The 14,191-nt window shown below is 73.7% G+C and carries 15 protein-coding genes and 1 riboswitch; of the genes, 7 read left to right on the top strand and 8 right to left on the bottom strand.

The genetic code is table 11. From position 1 onward, the window contains the following. The first annotated feature begins 26 nt into the window (after positions 1–26). Positions 27–812 (top strand): enoyl-CoA hydratase-related protein, encoded by a 786-nt coding sequence (locus tag B0I33_RS17000; protein ID WP_106179751.1) that lies wholly within the window; start codon positions 27–29, stop codon positions 810–812. A 72-nt stretch (positions 813–884) separates the two neighbouring features. On the opposite strand, the gene B0I33_RS17005 is transcribed toward B0I33_RS17000, so the two are convergent. Genes B0I33_RS17005 through B0I33_RS17015 form a run of 3 tightly spaced genes read right to left on the bottom strand, consistent with a single transcriptional unit; the run spans position 885 to position 1,902 of the window. Next, positions 885–1,259, bottom strand: coding sequence for a barstar family protein (locus tag B0I33_RS17005; RefSeq protein ID WP_106179752.1), 375 nt, complete (start codon positions 1,257–1,259; stop codon positions 885–887). After that, positions 1,256–1,672: a guanyl-specific ribonuclease gene (locus B0I33_RS17010; RefSeq protein WP_106179753.1), complete on the bottom strand. Its 417-nt coding sequence runs from the start codon at positions 1,670–1,672 to the stop codon at positions 1,256–1,258. Before B0I33_RS17010 ends, B0I33_RS17005 begins: the two co-directional genes overlap by 4 nt. 5 nt (positions 1,673–1,677) lie before the next feature. Next, positions 1,678–1,902 carry a hypothetical protein gene (locus B0I33_RS17015; protein ID WP_106179754.1) on the bottom strand — a complete coding sequence of 75 codons (225 nt, stop codon included), beginning with the start codon at positions 1,900–1,902 and terminating at the stop codon, positions 1,678–1,680. A gap of 60 nt (positions 1,903–1,962) precedes the next feature. Here B0I33_RS17015 and B0I33_RS17020 point away from each other — a divergent pair, with 60 nt between their 5' ends. Together B0I33_RS17020 and B0I33_RS17025 are read left to right on the top strand one after the other, a co-directional pair. Next, positions 1,963–2,937, top strand: coding sequence for a quinone oxidoreductase family protein (locus B0I33_RS17020; RefSeq protein WP_106179755.1), 975 nt, complete (start codon positions 1,963–1,965; stop codon positions 2,935–2,937). 102 nt (positions 2,938–3,039) lie between these two features. Beyond that, on the top strand, positions 3,040–4,071 hold the full coding sequence (locus B0I33_RS17025; RefSeq protein WP_106179756.1) for an alpha/beta hydrolase: 1,032 nt from the start codon (positions 3,040–3,042) through the stop codon (positions 4,069–4,071). 8 nt (positions 4,072–4,079) lie between these two features. Here the strand turns inward: B0I33_RS17025 and B0I33_RS17030 are convergent, their stop codons facing one another. Next, a complete protein-coding gene (locus tag B0I33_RS17030; RefSeq protein WP_106179757.1) occupies positions 4,080–5,132 on the bottom strand; it encodes an NAD(P)H-dependent flavin oxidoreductase in 1,053 nt (350 codons plus the stop codon). 103 nt (positions 5,133–5,235) lie between these two features. Here B0I33_RS17030 and B0I33_RS17035 point away from each other — a divergent pair, with 103 nt between their 5' ends. Next, positions 5,236–5,682 (top strand): pyridoxamine 5'-phosphate oxidase family protein, encoded by a 447-nt coding sequence (locus B0I33_RS17035; RefSeq protein ID WP_106179758.1) that lies wholly within the window; start codon positions 5,236–5,238, stop codon positions 5,680–5,682. A gap of 1 nt (position 5,683) precedes the next feature. On the opposite strand, the gene lepA is transcribed toward B0I33_RS17035, so the two are convergent. Then, a complete protein-coding gene (lepA, locus tag B0I33_RS17040) occupies positions 5,684–7,591 on the bottom strand; it encodes a translation elongation factor 4 (RefSeq protein WP_106179759.1) in 1,908 nt (635 codons plus the stop codon). A 75-nt stretch (positions 7,592–7,666) separates the two neighbouring features. Between lepA and B0I33_RS17045 the strand changes: the two genes are divergently transcribed. After that, the gene (locus tag B0I33_RS17045) at positions 7,667–8,263 is read left to right on the top strand and encodes a class I SAM-dependent methyltransferase (RefSeq protein WP_106179760.1); all 597 of its coding nucleotides are present in this window, start codon (positions 7,667–7,669) and stop codon (positions 8,261–8,263) included. On the opposite strand, the gene B0I33_RS17050 is transcribed toward B0I33_RS17045, so the two are convergent. Further along, entirely contained in the window at positions 8,260–8,649 is a 390-nt protein-coding gene (locus B0I33_RS17050; RefSeq protein WP_106179761.1) for a VOC family protein, read from the bottom strand. The genes B0I33_RS17045 and B0I33_RS17050 overlap by 4 nt on opposite strands. Before the next feature lie 219 nt (positions 8,650–8,868). Between B0I33_RS17050 and rpsT the strand changes: the two genes are divergently transcribed. Beyond that, positions 8,869–9,129 (top strand): 30S ribosomal protein S20, encoded by a 261-nt coding sequence (gene rpsT, locus B0I33_RS17055; protein ID WP_106179762.1) that lies wholly within the window; start codon positions 8,869–8,871, stop codon positions 9,127–9,129. Between the two features lie 86 nt (positions 9,130–9,215). Here the strand turns inward: rpsT and holA are convergent, their stop codons facing one another. After that, complete coding sequence (holA, locus tag B0I33_RS17060) at positions 9,216–10,196, bottom strand: DNA polymerase III subunit delta (protein WP_106179763.1); 981 nt, start codon at positions 10,194–10,196, stop codon at positions 9,216–9,218. A 111-nt stretch (positions 10,197–10,307) separates the two neighbouring features. After that, positions 10,308–10,440: riboswitch (SAM riboswitch) on the top strand. A 12-nt stretch (positions 10,441–10,452) separates the two neighbouring features. Here holA and thrC point away from each other — a divergent pair. Next, entirely contained in the window at positions 10,453–11,724 is a 1,272-nt protein-coding gene (gene thrC, locus B0I33_RS17065) for a threonine synthase (protein WP_106179764.1), read from the top strand. Here thrC and B0I33_RS17070 read toward each other — a convergent pair. After that, positions 11,618–14,191, bottom strand: a complete 2,574-nt coding sequence (locus tag B0I33_RS17070; protein ID WP_245900766.1) for a ComEC/Rec2 family competence protein — start codon at positions 14,189–14,191, stop codon at positions 11,618–11,620. The genes thrC and B0I33_RS17070 overlap by 107 nt on opposite strands.

Here is a 14,191-nt window from a genome sequence, read left to right on the forward strand (position 1 = left end):
CGGGGGCGCTGTGCCAAGGTGTCGGCATGGCAGACGAACTGGTGCACTACTCGGCCGAGCACGGGGTCGCGACGATCACCCTGGACTCGCCGCACAACCGCAACGCGCTGTCCGCGCAGCTGCGCCGCGAGCTGGCCGAGCGGCTGGAGCGGGCACTCGGCGACGACACGGTGCGGGTTCTCGTCCTGGACCACACCGGTCCGGTGTTCTGCGCGGGCATGGACCTGAAGGAGGCGCGCGGCAGCGGCGCCGGGGACCAGGGCGTCAACGAGTTCCCCGCGATCCTGGAGCGGATCTGGACCAGCCCGAAGCCGGTGGTGGCCACGCTGCGCGGGCCCGCGCGGGCCGGCGGCGTGGGCATCGTCGCCGCCGCGGACATCGCCGTGGCCGTCACCGACGCCACGTTCGCCTTCAGCGAGGTCCGCATCGGCGTGATCCCCGCGATCATCTCGGTCACCGTGCTGCCCCGGCTCGCCCCCCGCGCGGCGCACGAGCTGTTCCTCACCGGCGACACCTTCGATGCCGAGCACGCCGCGCGGATCGGGCTCATCAACGCCGCCGTGCCCGCCGAGCGGCTGGACACCGAGGTCGGCCGCTACGTGCGGTCGCTGGCCCTGGGCGGGCCGAAGGCGCTGGCCGCCACGAAGCAGCTGCTGCAGGGCGACTCGGCGGCCGCGATGCCGGAGCGGTTCGCGGCGATGCTCGCCACCTCGGCCGAGTTCTTCGCCGGCGAGGAGGGCCAGGAGGGCATCACGGCGTTCGCCGAGAAGCGCAAGCCCCGCTGGGTCCCCGAGGGCGCCGGCGAAGCGTGAGCGCAGCACTCAGGGCCCCGAACGCAGCACTCGCGGCCCTGAGTGCAGCACTCGGAGTGCCGCGTTCCGGTGCTACTCGTCGGCGAGGACGACGGTGAGCCTGCGGCTGTCGGCGCGCTCGCCGCCCGACGCGAGCGCCCGCTGCGCGTCGGAGAGCACGCCGTGCACCGCGAGGTAGGACTTCGGGTCGGCCTGCTTGAGCACGTCGGAGCCGATCCAGATGAGCACGTGCTCCCCCGTCGGCAGCCACGAGAGGTCGGTCAGGCAGTCGTAGAGCGCGTCCAGGTTGCGGCCGAACCAGTCGGGGAACGACAGGGCGGCCGCGATGGCGTCGAGCGTGCCGAGCCGGTCGCGGTGCTGGGCGCCGTCGAGCACGTGCGTGTGGGCGCCGCGGGCGCGGGCCTGCTCGGCGAGGGTCTTGGCGTCGGGTTTCTGCGTCACGGTCATCGACCTGGATCCACGACGACGAACGAGGCGTAGTGGTCGGCGGTGTAGTAGAGCTCGCGACCGTTGCCGGTGACGAGCCTGCGCGCACCGCGGTCGGCGCTTCCCGGAGTCACCACCGTGTACTCGCGGTAGTAGCCGGCTGGCTTCTCTGGCAACAACTTCTCCCTATTGCCGAACGTCGTTCCGTCTTTCCCGGGATACGGAAACGGTCCGCCCTGCTCGATCAGCGTCCACGTCCGGCCCGCCTCGGGCGGCAGGCTCGACAAGGCCTCGACCGGCAGGCCGGACTCCGCGCCGGGCAGGGTACCCGTTCGCGTGGTGTCGTCCGCGAGGACGTCCTGGATCAGCCATCCGATCAGGACCAGGACGATCAGCCCGAGCAACGCCGCGCTGATGCGCCTGCGGGACAACATGGGACTCACTGTAGGTCGGCCCGCCCGGCGCCGGGTGCGGCACTCCGCGGCCGCCCGCCCCGGTCCGCGACGAGCGCGGCCACCAGATCGACGACCCGGCGAATCACCCACGCCAGGAGCAGGCACAGCGGCACGAGCACAGCCATGACCAGCACGAACTGCACCGGGAACCACTGCTGGGCGAGCCACAGCTCGATCCCGTCCCACCAGCTGGACACACCGTCGAACACGAGAGACAAGCCTACGCCGGGCGGCTGCCACCACCCGCACGGGCGGGTAGGTTGACGCCCATGTTCGCCGTCTACGCCAAAGAACCCAACGCTGACGACCCGCTCGCCTCGCTGGTGGTGGGCGACCGGCCCGACCCCGAGGTGCCCGAAGGCTGGGTGCGTGTCCGCGTGCGGGCGGCCAGCCTCAACATGCACGACATCTGGACCCTGCGCGGCGTCGGCATCAAGCCGGAGCAGTTCCCGATGATCCTCGGCTGCGACGGGGCCGGGGTGCTCGACGACGGCTCCGAGGTGGTGCTGCACTCGGTGGTCAACGACGAGTCGTGGCACGGTGACGACACGCTCGACCCGAAGCGCACGCTGCTCACCGAGAAGCACCAGGGCGCGTTCGCGGACTCCGTGGTGGTGCCCGCGCGCAACGTGCTGCCGAAGCCGGCGGGTCTCTCGTTCACCGAGGCCGCCACGATGGGCACGGCGTGGCTGACCGCGTACCGCATGCTGTTCGTCAAGTCCGGCCTGCGGCCCGGCCAGACGTTCCTCGTGCAGGGCGCGTCGGGCGGGGTGGCCACGGCACTGATCCAGCTCGGCCGGGCCGCGGGCTTCCGCGTGTGGGCCACGGGCCGCACCGAGGAGAAGCGGGCACTGGCCGAACGGCTCGGCGCCCACCAGACCTTCGAGCCGGGCACGCGGCTGCCCGAGCGGGTCGACGGCGTCTTCGAGACGGTCGGCAAGGCGACCTGGTCACACTCGGTCAAATCGCTCAAGCCGGGCGGCATCATCGTCGTCTCGGGCTCCACGAGCGGTCCCGACCCCAGCGCCGAGCTGCAGCGGGTGTTCTTCCTGCAGCTGCGCGTCGTGGGCTCCACGATGGGCACCCGGGACGAGCTGGCGGACCTGCTCACCTACGTCGACCTGGCCGGAATCCGGCCGCAGATCGGGGCGGAGCTGCCACTGGCCGAGGCCGAACACGGCTTCCGCGACATGCTCGACGGCACCACCGCGGGAAAGATCGTGTTCACGCACGACCCGGCCTGAAGCCGCTGACCTGCACCGACGCCTCGTTGACGCACTGCCGATACCGGTTTGTGATCCACTTCGGGGGGATTGAACCGGCGAGTAATTGGCTAGTCTTGGTCAATGACCGCGGTGCAGCGGGAGGTCTCGCCGGACACGGCGAGCCGTGACGTACCCGGCCCGGAGATCCGGGCCGGGTACCGCCGCTTCGCGGGTTTCCGCACCCGGGTGCTGGAGGTCGGGCCCCGGCGCCCCGCCGACGGCGACCCGCCCCGCAGGCGCGGCAGGCGCAGGCCGCGGCAGCCGGTGCGGCCCGCCACGCCGCCGCGGCTCGTCCTCCTCCACGGCTACTGCGACAGCGCGGACACGTGGCTGCCCGTGCTCGAACGGCTCGCCGCGGAGGGGCACTCGGCGGTCGCCGTGGACCTGCCCGGGTTCGGCCACGCCGATCCGCTCCGGCCGGGGCCGATGCTGCCCCAGCTCGACGCGTTCACCGCGGCCGTGGTCCGGGAGCAGGCGGTGCTGGGCGACGTCGTGCTGGCCGGCAACTCGCTCGGCGGCACGATGAGCCTGCGGGCCGCGCAAAGCCCCCGGCTGCCCGTCTCCGGCGTCGTGTCGATCGCCGCGCCGGGCCTGGTGGACTCGTGGCTGGTGCGGATCGTGGGCCGGTACCCGCTGCCGCTGCGGCTGTACTCGGCGCTGCCCCTGCCGGTGCCCGGGTTCGTCGTGCGGACGGTCGCGCGGCAGGTGGTGCCGCGCCTGCTGTACGCGGACGCCAGGTCCGCCGCGGACGAGCACGTCCGCCGGTTCACCGAGCTGTTCCCGGACTACCGCTCGACCACCACCCGGCTGGAGCAGGCCAGGCAGCTCGTCGGCGAGCTGGCCGAGGCCTACCAGCCGGACCGTATCGGCGTACCGCTGCTCGTCGTCGCCTGCGGCAAGGACCGGCTGGTCAGCGCGGCCTCCGGCAGGCAGCTGCACTCGCTGGTGCCGCACAGCAGGCTGCTGGTGCGGGAGGACTGGGGACACTGCCCGCAGCTGGACGACCCGGCCGCCATCGCGGAGCTGCTGACCTACTTCGCGGCGGGCGCGCGCTTCCGGACCGCCACCGGGACCACCGGCGCCGGGGATTCCTCCGCGGAGGCCGCGGGATAGGGCGGGCGTCAGCCGAACAGCTTGCCGCCGCGCTCCAGCGCCGCCCTGGCCTGCTCGGCGATCCGCTCGATGAGGTCCGCGACCGGCCCCTCCCCCGCGACCGGGTAAGCCTGCCCCGCCCACAACGACATCGCCTCGGGGTCGCCCGCCCGCGCCGCGGCGGTGCGGATCGGCTTGCTCATGTGGTGCACCTGCGGGTACGTGGCGGGCGCGTGCGCCGAATGCTCCCGTGAGAACCGGTTCACCAGGCCCCGCGCGGGCCTGCCGCTGAACGCGCGGGTGATCGTGGTGGGCCGGTCCCCCTCCGCCAGCGTGTCCCGGTACACCGGATTGGTCCCGGCCTCGTCGGCGCGCAGGAACGCGGTGCCGAGCTGCGCCGCGCTCGCGCCCGCGACGAGCACGGCGGCCACGTCGGCGCCGTGGACCAGCCCGCCGGCCGCGATCAGCGGCAGGTCGGTTACCCCGGCGACCAGGCGGAGCGCGGCGAGCAGCCCGTACAGCTCGCCACCCGCGGGGGCGGCGGGCTCGTCGGTGAACACGCCGCGATGGCCGCCTGCCTCGAAGCCCTGCACGCACAGCGCGTCCGCGCCCGCGGCGGCAGCCTGCCGCGCCTCCTCCGGCGTGGTGACCGTGACGACGATCCGGCTGCCCGCCTCGTGCAGGCGCGCGATGTCGGCGTCCACCGGGATGCCGAAGGTGAACGACACCACCGGGACGCGTCGTTCGACGAGCAGGTCCATCTTCGCGGCGTAGGCGTCGTCGTCCCACCGCGCGTCGCCGGGCTCGACCCCGTAGCGGTGTGCCTCCTCCGCGAGCCGCCTCGCGTACGGCCGGGTGTCCACCGTGGACCGGATGCCCGGCACGAACAGGTTCACCCCGAACCCGGCCCCGGCGCGTTCCCTGGTCGTCTCGATCTGGCCGTCCAACGCCGCGGCGCTCAGGTAGCCACCGGCCAGGAAGCCGAAGGCTCCGGCGCGCGCGGCCGCGGCCACCAGGCCGGGCGTGGACGGTCCACCGGCCATCGGCGCGACGATCACCGGGACGCGCAAGCTGTCGAACATGGGACCCAGCGTACGAACCGCCGCCACCCGTCCTCGATGCGGTGGTCGGTCCGGGCCCGCCGTTCGCCCGGCCGCGCGGCGCGATGGTCGTTAGGGTGGCGGTATGCCCGCCGACCTCGCGCTCGTCCGCCGCCTCGCCGCCGCGGAGAACGGCCTGGCCACGCTCGCCGTCGCCCGCCAGGACGGCACCGTCCACGCGTCCGTCGTCAACGCCGGGGTCCTGCCCGATCCGGTGTCCGGCCGCGACAGCGTCGGCCTCGTCGCCAGGGGCGGCACCCGCAAGCTGGTGCACCTGCGGCGCAGCCGCCACGCGACGATCGTCTTCCGGCGCGGCTGGGAGTGGGTGTCCGTGCAGGGCACGGTGCGGCTGATCGGGCCCGACGACCCCGACCCGGACTTCCTCGCCGACGGCGTGCCGAGGCTGCTGCGGGACGTGTTCACCGCCGCGGGCGGCACGCACGACGACTGGGCCGAGTACGACCGGGTGATGGCCGAGGAGCGCCGGACCGCCGTGTTCGTGACGGCCGAACGGATCACCGGGAACCCGTGAGCTACTTCTTGCCCTTGCCGCCCTTGTCGCCCTTGTCGGTGCCGCTCTCGGTGGACAGCGCGGCGACGAACGCCTCCTGCGGCACCTCGACGCGGCCGACCGTCTTCATCCGCTTCTTGCCTTCCTTCTGCTTCTCCAGCAGCTTGCGCTTGCGCGAGATGTCGCCGCCGTAGCACTTGGCGAGCACGTCCTTGCGGATGGCGCGGATGGTCTCGCGGGCGATGATGCGGGACCCGACTGCGGCCTGGATCGGCACCTCGAACTGCTGGCGCGGGATGAGCTCGCGCAGCTTCGTGGCCATGCGGTTGCCGTAGGAGTACGCGGCGTCCTTGTGCACGATCGCGGAGAACGCGTCCACCGGCTCGCCCTGCAGCAGGATGTCCACCTTCACCAGGTCCGCGGTCTGCTGCCCGGCCTCCTCGTAGTCGAGCGAGGCGTAGCCGCGGGTGCGGGACTTCAGCGCGTCGAAGAAGTCGAAGATGATCTCGGCGAGCGGCAGCCGGTAGCGCAGCTCCACCCGCTCCTCCGACAGGTAGTCCATGCCGAGCAGCTGCCCGCGCTTGCCCTGGCACAGCTCCATGATCGCGCCGATGAACTCCGACGGCGCGATCACGGTCACCTTGCTGACCGGCTCGTGCACCTCGGCGATCTTGCCGCCGGTCGGCCAGTCGGACGGGTTGGTGACGATGTGCTCGGTGCCGTCCTCCAGGTAGACCTCGTACACGACGTTGGGCGCGGTCGAGATGAGGTCGAGGTCGAACTCCCGCTCCAGCCGGGCGCGGGTGATCTCCAGGTGCAGCAGCCCGAGGAAGCCGCAGCGGAAGCCGAACCCGAGCGCCACCGACGTCTCCGGCTCGAACGTCAGCGCCGCGTCGTTGAGCTGCAGCTTCTCCAGCGCGTCCCGCAGCACCGGGTAGTCCGACCCGTCCACCGGGTACAGGCCGGAGAACACCATCGGCTGCGGCTCCCGGTAACCGGGCAGCGGCTCGTCGGCGCCCTTGCGCTCGGAGGTCACCGTGTCACCGACCTTGGACTGCCGGACGTCCTTCACGCCGGTGATGAGGTAGCCCACCTCGCCGACGCCGAGTCCCCGCGTCGGCTTGGGCTCGGGCGAGATGATGCCCACCTCGAGCAGTTCGTGCGTGGCGCCCGTGGACATCATCCGGATCTTCTCGCGCGGGGTGATCTTGCCGTCGACCACGCGGATGTAGGTGACCACGCCGCGGTAGGTGTCGTACACGGAGTCGAAGATCATGGCCCGTGCCGGGGCGTCGGCCTCGCCCACCGGCGGCGGCACCTGCCGCACCACCTCGTCCAGCAGCTCGCGCACCCCCTCGCCGGTCTTCGCCGACACGCGCAGCACGTCGGTCGGCTCGCAGCCGATGATGTGCGCCAGTTCGGCGGCGTACTTGTCCGGCTCCGCGGCGGGCAGGTCGATCTTGTTGAGGACGGGGATGACGTGCAGGTCCTTGTCGAGCGCCAGGTAGAGGTTCGCCAGGGTCTGCGCCTCGATCCCCTGCGCCGCGTCCACCAGGAGGATCGCGCCCTCGCACGCCGCCAGCGCACGGGAGACCTCGTAGGTGAAGTCGACGTGCCCCGGCGTGTCGATGAGGTGCAGCACGTGGTCCTGCTCGCCCAGCCGCCACGGCAGGCGCACGTTCTGCGCCTTGATCGTGATACCGCGCTCCCGCTCGATGTCCATCCGGTCGAGGTACTGGGCGCGCATGGCTCGTTCCTCGACCACGCCGGTGAGCTGCAGCATCCGGTCGGCCAGGGTCGACTTGCCGTGGTCGATGTGCGCGATGATGCAGAAGTTCCGGATGAACTCCGGCGGCGTGAAGGTGGTGTCGGCGGACAGTCGTGTCACAGTGACTCTGTTCCTCGATCGGTCGGGGATGGCACCTTCCATGCTCCCACGAGGCCGGGGACGGATCTCCGGGTCATCCCCGATGCGCGTTCCCGCGGTTCGTGTTGACCTCGAAGGATGAGCTCCATGAACGACCTCTTGGACCGCGCGTTCGGTCACCCGCGCGGCATGCTCGGCCGGCTCGGCGGCACGCTGATGGCGCGGGGCAACGCGGCGACCGAGCACAACCTCACCGGCCTCGCCGCCCCCTCGGGCGAGGAGACGGTGCTCGTCGTCGGTCCCGGACCCGGCGTCGGGCTGGCGGCCGCCGCCGAGCGGGCCGGGCTGACCATCGGCGTCGACCCCTCGGCGGAGATGCTCGAGCTGTGCAGGCAACGGTGCGCGGCCGCGATCGCGCGCGGCACCGTCCGGCTGCACCGGGGGTCCGCCGCGGACACCGGCCAGGACCCCGGTTCGGTCGACGTCGTGCTCAGCGTCAACAACGTGCAGCTGTGGGAGGACCGGGCGGCCGGGTTCGCGGAACTGCTGCGGGTGCTGCGGCCCGGCGGGCGGCTGCTGCTCTCCGCGCACGAGAAGTGGCTGCCCGTGCCCCGGCACACGCTCGCCGCCGAACTGGAGCGGGCGGGGTTCACCGACATCCAGACCTGGACGTGGGAACCACCGGGCCGGATGGCCGCCACGGCCGCCCAGTTCCGCGCCTACCGGCCCGCCTAGTCCTGGCCGGGCTCGCGAACGTCGACGCGCAGCGGGTGATCGGCGGGGATCTCGACGAGGACGATCCGGACGCCGTCCGGGTCGGAGATCCAGGCCTCGTCGAGACCCCACGGCTCCCGCCGTGGCTCGCGGTCCGGTTCGACGCCCTTCGCCCTGAGCTCTTCGACGACGGCGCGCACGTCGCGCACCTGCAGCCACAGCGCGATGTCCGGGGAGGCGGGCGCGCTGCCCCGGCCCACCACCTCCAGGAAGCCGCCGCCGAGGAAGAACACGGTGCCCCCGGGGAACTCGCGGTAGACCGCCAGCCCGAGCGTGTCCCGGTAGAACGCGACGGTCGCCTCGGGGTCGGTGGGTCGCACCAGTACACGGCTGCTCAGCACGTCCATGCCGGTACGGTCTCACGCCAGCGCGATCGCCGTGATGCCGGCGAGCACCCCACACCGTCACCGGACCTGGCCGGAGCCGCCGTGACCGGGCCGTGTAGCCTGGTCAGCCGTTGCCGTGTGGCATTCCGCCAGGGAGGAAGCCTGCCCGGGTCCCCGTACCCGTCAGGGCCAGCAGAACGCGGCACCGGATCATCGACACACGACCGAAGGAGCGCCCGCGTGGCCAACATCAAGTCCCAGATGAAGCGCATCAAGACCAACGAGAAGGCGCGTCTGCGCAACCAGTCGGTGAAGTCGTCGGTGAAGACCGCGATCCGCAAGTTCCGCGAGGCCGCCGACGCCGGTGACAAGGACCGCGCCGTCGAGCTGCAGCAGGCCGCGGCCCGGAAGCTCGACAAGGCCGCCAGCAAGGGCGTCATCCACGCCAACCAGGCGGCGAACAAGAAGTCCGCGATGGCCAAGCGGGTCAACCAGCTCTGAGCCGTCCCCGCGCCGTCCCCGCGACGGTGCCCGAAGGCCCCCGGCGACCCCTCGGTCGGCGGGGGCCTTCGCCGTTCCGGAGGCCGTCAGCGCCGCTCCCGCGCCGCGATGATGTCCAGGACCGCCCGTTCGACGGCGTAGTCCGCGTCCGCCGCGGCACCCTTCACGTCGGCGTTCACCCGGGCGGCGACGCGCATCGCCTCCGCGAGCCCGGCGGTGCTCCAGCCACGCACCTGCCCCTGGGCCTTGCGGATCTTCCACGGGGGCATGCCGAGCTCACCGGCCAGCTGGTTCGGGTTGCCGCGCCCGGCGGCGGCCACCCGCGCGATCGTGCGGACCGCGTCGGCGAGGGCGTCGGCGACGAGCACGTGCGGGACGCCGATCTGCTGCGCCCAGCGGACCGTCTCCAGCGCGGCGGCCCGGTCCCCGGCCACCGCCTTCTCCGCCACCGCGAACCCGCTGACGTCGGCGCGGCCGCGGTGGTACCGCCGCACCGCCTCCTCGTCCACCGTCCCACCGGAGTCCGCGACCAGCTGGGCGGCGGCGGAGGACAGCTCCCGCAGGTCCGTGCCCACCGAGTCGACGAGGGCCACCACCCCGGCGGCGTCGATGCGGCCGCCCGCGCGGCGCACCTCATTGCGGACGAACGACTCCCGCTCGGCGGGCTTGGTGATCTTCGGGCACTCGGTGACCTCGGCCCCCGCCTTGCGCAGCGCGGCGGGCAGGCCCTTGGCGGCCTTGCTCCGGCCTCCGCCGGTGTGCACGACGACGAGCACGACGCCGTCCGCCGGGTCGGCGACGTAGGACAGGATCGCGTCGGCGATCTCCTGGGACGCTTCCTGCGCGGCCTCGACGACGACCACGCGGCCCTCGCTGAACAGCGAGGGACTGACCAGCTCGGCGAGCATCGGCGGGGTGAGCTCCGACACCCGGACGCGGGTCAGGTCGGCGCTCGGGTCGGTGCGGCGCGCGGCGTCGAGCGCGGCCCGGACAGCCCGCTCGACGAGCAGTTCCTCCTCGCCGAGGACCAGGTGCAGGGCCGGGCCGCGGGTTGCTGGTGCGGTCACGCGGTCGATCCTGCCACGGTGACGTCGCCCGCACTCCCATGGCCGGACCCGATCTCCATGCCGTAACGTGTACCCCGAAGCCGCGCGATCTTGGCCGACACAACCGAATACCGCTCATCCAGAGGGGCAGAGGGAACGGCCCGTTGAAGCCCCGGCAACCGGCGTCAGCCTGTCATCTCGAGTCCGCGAGGTAGCTGGCGATCACGGTGCCAATTCCGGCCCGCGCCAGTGGGACAGATGAGGAAAGGACCTCGCGATGACTGTGTACAGCCCGGCCCTCGACACCACCGCCACGCGCACCCTCGATCTCGGCCCCGCCGTCGAGCTGGTGTCCAAGGAGGAGGGCCACCGCCAGCCGCTGGCCCCCGAGTTCGTGTCCGCGGAGGACTTCTCGCCGCTGGAGGTCGCCTACGACTTCGGCCGCGTGCGGCGCGAGGACATCGAGGCGGGCCCGCGCAACATCTGGCGGTACAAGAAGCTGCTCCCGGTCCCCTCCCGCGTCGAGGAGATCCCCAACACCGAGCCCGGCTGTACCCGGCTCGTGCGCGCCGACCGGCTCGCGAAGGCGCTCGGCCTCCGGCGGGTGTGGGTGAAGGACGACACGGGCAACCCCACGCACTCGTTCAAGGACCGCGTGGTCGCCGTGGCGCTGGCCGCGGCCCGCGAGTTCGGGTTCGACACGCTGGCCTGCCCCTCCACCGGCAACCTCGCCAACGCGGTGGCCGCGGCCGCGGCGCGCGCGGGCTGGCAGTCGGTGGTGCTCATCCCCTCCTCTCTCGAGCGGGCGAAGATCCTGACCACCGCCGTGTACGACGGCGCGCTCATCGCCGTCGACGGCAACTACGACGACGTCAACCGGCTCGCCACCCAGCTCGCCGCCGAGAACGAGGGGTGGGCGTTCGTCAACGTCAACGTCCGGCCCTACTACTCGGAGGGCTCCAAGACCCTCGCGTTCGAGGTCGCCGAGCAGCTCGGCTGGCGCCTGCCGGAGCAGATCGTGGTGCCGATCGCCTCGGGTTCGCAGCTGACGAAGGTGGACAAGGGCTTCCGCGAGCTGGGACAGCTCGGCCTCGTCGAGGAGACCCCGTACCGGGTCTACGGCGCGCAGGCCACGGGCTGCTCCCCGGTGTCCACCGCCTTCCGCAACGGCCACGACGTGGTGCAGCCGGTCAAGCCGGACACCATCGCGCGGTCGCTCGCCATCGGCAACCCGGCCGACGGACCGTACGTGCTCGACACGGTCCACCGCACCGGTGGTTCGATCGAGGATGTCACCGACGAGGAGGTCGTGGCGGGCATCCGCCTGCTGGCCAGGACGGAGGGCATCTTCACCGAGACCGCGGGCGGCGTGACCGTCGCGACGGCGAAGAAGCTCGTGGAGACCGGCAAGCTGGACCCCGACGCGGAGACGGTGCTGCTCATCACCGGCGACGGCCTGAAGACGCTCGACGCGCTGGAGGACCGGATCGGCCCCAAGGCCACGGTGCCGCCGTCCGCGGACGCCGTGCGCGAGGCCCTCGGCGGCTGACCGCACCCGGCGGCCGCGCCGGGCGCGGTGGGCCCCTGGCCCGCCTGCCGTCCGCCCGGGCGGACGGTCCCCGGCGCACCACGGCCGGGTCCCGCTCACCGGGCACCACCGCGGTGTCGCCGCCGGTGTCGGTCCTCGCGACGAGCGCCCCTGCCCCGGTCAGCATGCGCAGCGCGACACCGTTCGGGTGGCCGTAGGTGTTGCCCCGGCCCACGCTGACCACCGCGATCCGCGGCGCGACGGCGTCCACGAAGCGCGGCACCAGGAACCTGCTTCCGTGGTGCGGCACCTTGAGGATCTCCGCCCGCAGGTCGGCCCCGGACGCGAGCAGGTCGGCCTGCGCGGCCAGCTCCACGTCACCGGTGAGCAGCACGCTGCCCGCCGGGGTATCCGCGCGCAGGACCACCGAGGCGTTGTTCACCTCGGTGCCCTCCGGTTCCCCGTCGGGCGGCGGCACGTAGCCGGGGCCGAGGACGTCGAGCCGCAGCGCGGGCCAGCCGAGACGCAGGCCCGCGCCGAGCTCGACGAGCGGCACGCCGTGCGCACCCGCGTCGGCGACCACCCGCCGCCACGCCCAGTCCGGGACGCGGCCCGGCCCCACCCCGATCGCGCCCACCGCACGGCCCTCGAACACCGACGGCAGCCCGCCGATGTGGTCCGCGTGCAGGTGGCTCAGCACCACCAGCGGCACCCGGTCGACGCCGAGCCGGTCGAGGCAGCGGTCGATCGGCCCCGGCTCGGGTCCGGCGTCCACCACCACCGCCCGGCCGGGCTCCCCGGTCGCGAGCACGAGCCCGTCACCCTGCCCCACCTCGCACGCCACCAGCGCCCAGCCCGGCGGCGGCCACGACGGCGCCACCACCCGGACCGGGATGGCCACCACGACCGCGGCCACCAGCGCCAGGGCCAGCAGCAGCCGCGCCGGGCGGTACCGCAGCGCCAGCACGAGCAGCGCGACCGCTCCGACCGCGAGCAGGCCACCCCACCACCCGGAGGGCCACGGCAGCACGGCGCCGGGCACGGCCGACGCCTCCCGCGCCACCACGATCAGCCAGCGCACCCCCGGCTCGGCGACCCGCACCAGCACCTCCGCGACCGGCGGGCAGGCCACCGCCGCCCCGGCGGCGAGCACGCCCAGCACCGTCACCGGTGCCACGACGGGAGCCGCGAGCACGTTGGCGGCCACCGACACCACGCTCACCGATCCGGCCATGCCGGCGACGATCGGCGCCGTGACGAGGAACGCGGCGAGCGGCACGGCGAGCCCTTCCGCCACCCCCGCGGGCACGCGCCGCCGCGTCAGCGCACCGGCCCAGCGCGGCGCGAGCAGGACGAGCCCCGCGGTGGCCGCGACGGACAGGGCGAAACCGTGGCTGACCGCCATGGCGGGGTCGTGCAGCACCAGGGCACAGACGGCCGCCGCCAGCGCGGGCAGCACCGACCGGTTCCGCCCGAGCACCAGCGCACCGAGCGCCACGGCACCCATCACCCCGGCCCTGAGCACGCTCGGCTCCGGCCCGACGAGCACCAGGAACCCGGCCAGGACCAGCCCCGCCGCGGCCGCCGCGCAGCGCGGCCCGCACCGCACCGCCCGCAGCAGGAGAAGCACCGACCCGCAGACGATCGCGATGTTCGCCCCGGACACCGCGGTCAGATGGGACAGGCCCGCGTCGAGGAACTCCTGCTCGACCCTCGGTGGCAGCGCGCTCGTGTCGCCGAGGACGAGACCGGGCAGCAGCCCGGCCGGCTCGTCGGGCAGGACCGCGCACGCCGCGCGCAGCGCCGCGCGCACCGACTCGGCGGCACGCTGCCACCACGGTGCCCGGGTGGGGTCGCGCGGCGGGCCGCGAACGTAGGCGACCGCCGCGATGAGCTCCCCGGAACGGGCGGGTGCCAGCGACCCGTGCGCGGTGACCGTCTGACCGGGCAGCAACCGGGCCCAGTCCGCGTACGGCGCGATGAGCAGCGCCCTGGCGGCGGTGGGGACGTCCCGGCCGCGCACGGTGGCCGCCCTGACCTCGACGGGAACCAGCACCGAGCGGACACCCCCCGCCTGTCCCGCGTAGCCCGCGGACCGCAGCGGGCGCGGGCGCTCGGCGAGGGTCACGCGGAGCCCGGCCTCACCGCCGCGTTCCGCCTCGGCACGCAGCGGGTCCTGCTGGGCGGTGGCGATCCGCACGCCCAGCGGTCCGGCGGCCAGTGCCGCGCACAGGACCAGGGCACCGGCCGCGGCGAGCCCGCGCGACCGTTCACGGTCGGTGCGGTGGTGCCGCGGGCCGTCCCGGCGCAGCCGCCACAGCGCCGCGGCACCCGCCACCACCCCGGCCCCGGCGCAGGCCACACCCACCCGCCAGCCGAGGAGCAGGCCGCCCAGCGCCGAGCCCCACACGACGACCGCGGCGGGCACCAAGCGCAGGTCGTGCGCCGCCCGCCCGGCCGGGGCGGCCTCGGCACCGGGCGCGACCAC

Source organism: Prauserella shujinwangii (genome assembly GCF_003001955.1).
In the GTDB taxonomy this organism is placed as follows: domain Bacteria; phylum Actinomycetota; class Actinomycetes; order Mycobacteriales; family Pseudonocardiaceae; genus Qaidamihabitans; species Qaidamihabitans shujinwangii.

What these genes read in the sequence shown, in the direction of transcription:
- lepA (WP_106179759.1), bottom strand. Translation starts at nt 7,591, where the DNA reads ATGGAAGGTGCCATCCCCGACCGATCGAGGAACAGAGTCACTGTGACA.
- B0I33_RS17005 (WP_106179752.1), bottom strand. Translation starts at nt 1,259, where the DNA reads ATGACCGTGACGCAGAAACCCGACGCCAAGACCCTCGCCGAGCAGGCC.
- B0I33_RS17010 (WP_106179753.1), bottom strand. Translation starts at nt 1,672, where the DNA reads ATGTTGTCCCGCAGGCGCATCAGCGCGGCGTTGCTCGGGCTGATCGTC.
- B0I33_RS17020 (WP_106179755.1), top strand. Translation starts at nt 1,963, where the DNA reads ATGTTCGCCGTCTACGCCAAAGAACCCAACGCTGACGACCCGCTCGCC.
- B0I33_RS17000 (WP_106179751.1), top strand. Translation starts at nt 27, where the DNA reads ATGGCAGACGAACTGGTGCACTACTCGGCCGAGCACGGGGTCGCGACG.
- B0I33_RS17025 (WP_106179756.1), top strand. Translation starts at nt 3,040, where the DNA reads ATGACCGCGGTGCAGCGGGAGGTCTCGCCGGACACGGCGAGCCGTGAC.
- B0I33_RS17045 (WP_106179760.1), top strand. Translation starts at nt 7,667, where the DNA reads ATGAGCTCCATGAACGACCTCTTGGACCGCGCGTTCGGTCACCCGCGC.
- B0I33_RS17050 (WP_106179761.1), bottom strand. Translation starts at nt 8,649, where the DNA reads ATGGACGTGCTGAGCAGCCGTGTACTGGTGCGACCCACCGACCCCGAG.
- B0I33_RS17035 (WP_106179758.1), top strand. Translation starts at nt 5,236, where the DNA reads ATGCCCGCCGACCTCGCGCTCGTCCGCCGCCTCGCCGCCGCGGAGAAC.
- thrC (WP_106179764.1), top strand. Translation starts at nt 10,453, where the DNA reads ATGACTGTGTACAGCCCGGCCCTCGACACCACCGCCACGCGCACCCTC.
- B0I33_RS17030 (WP_106179757.1), bottom strand. Translation starts at nt 5,132, where the DNA reads ATGTTCGACAGCTTGCGCGTCCCGGTGATCGTCGCGCCGATGGCCGGT.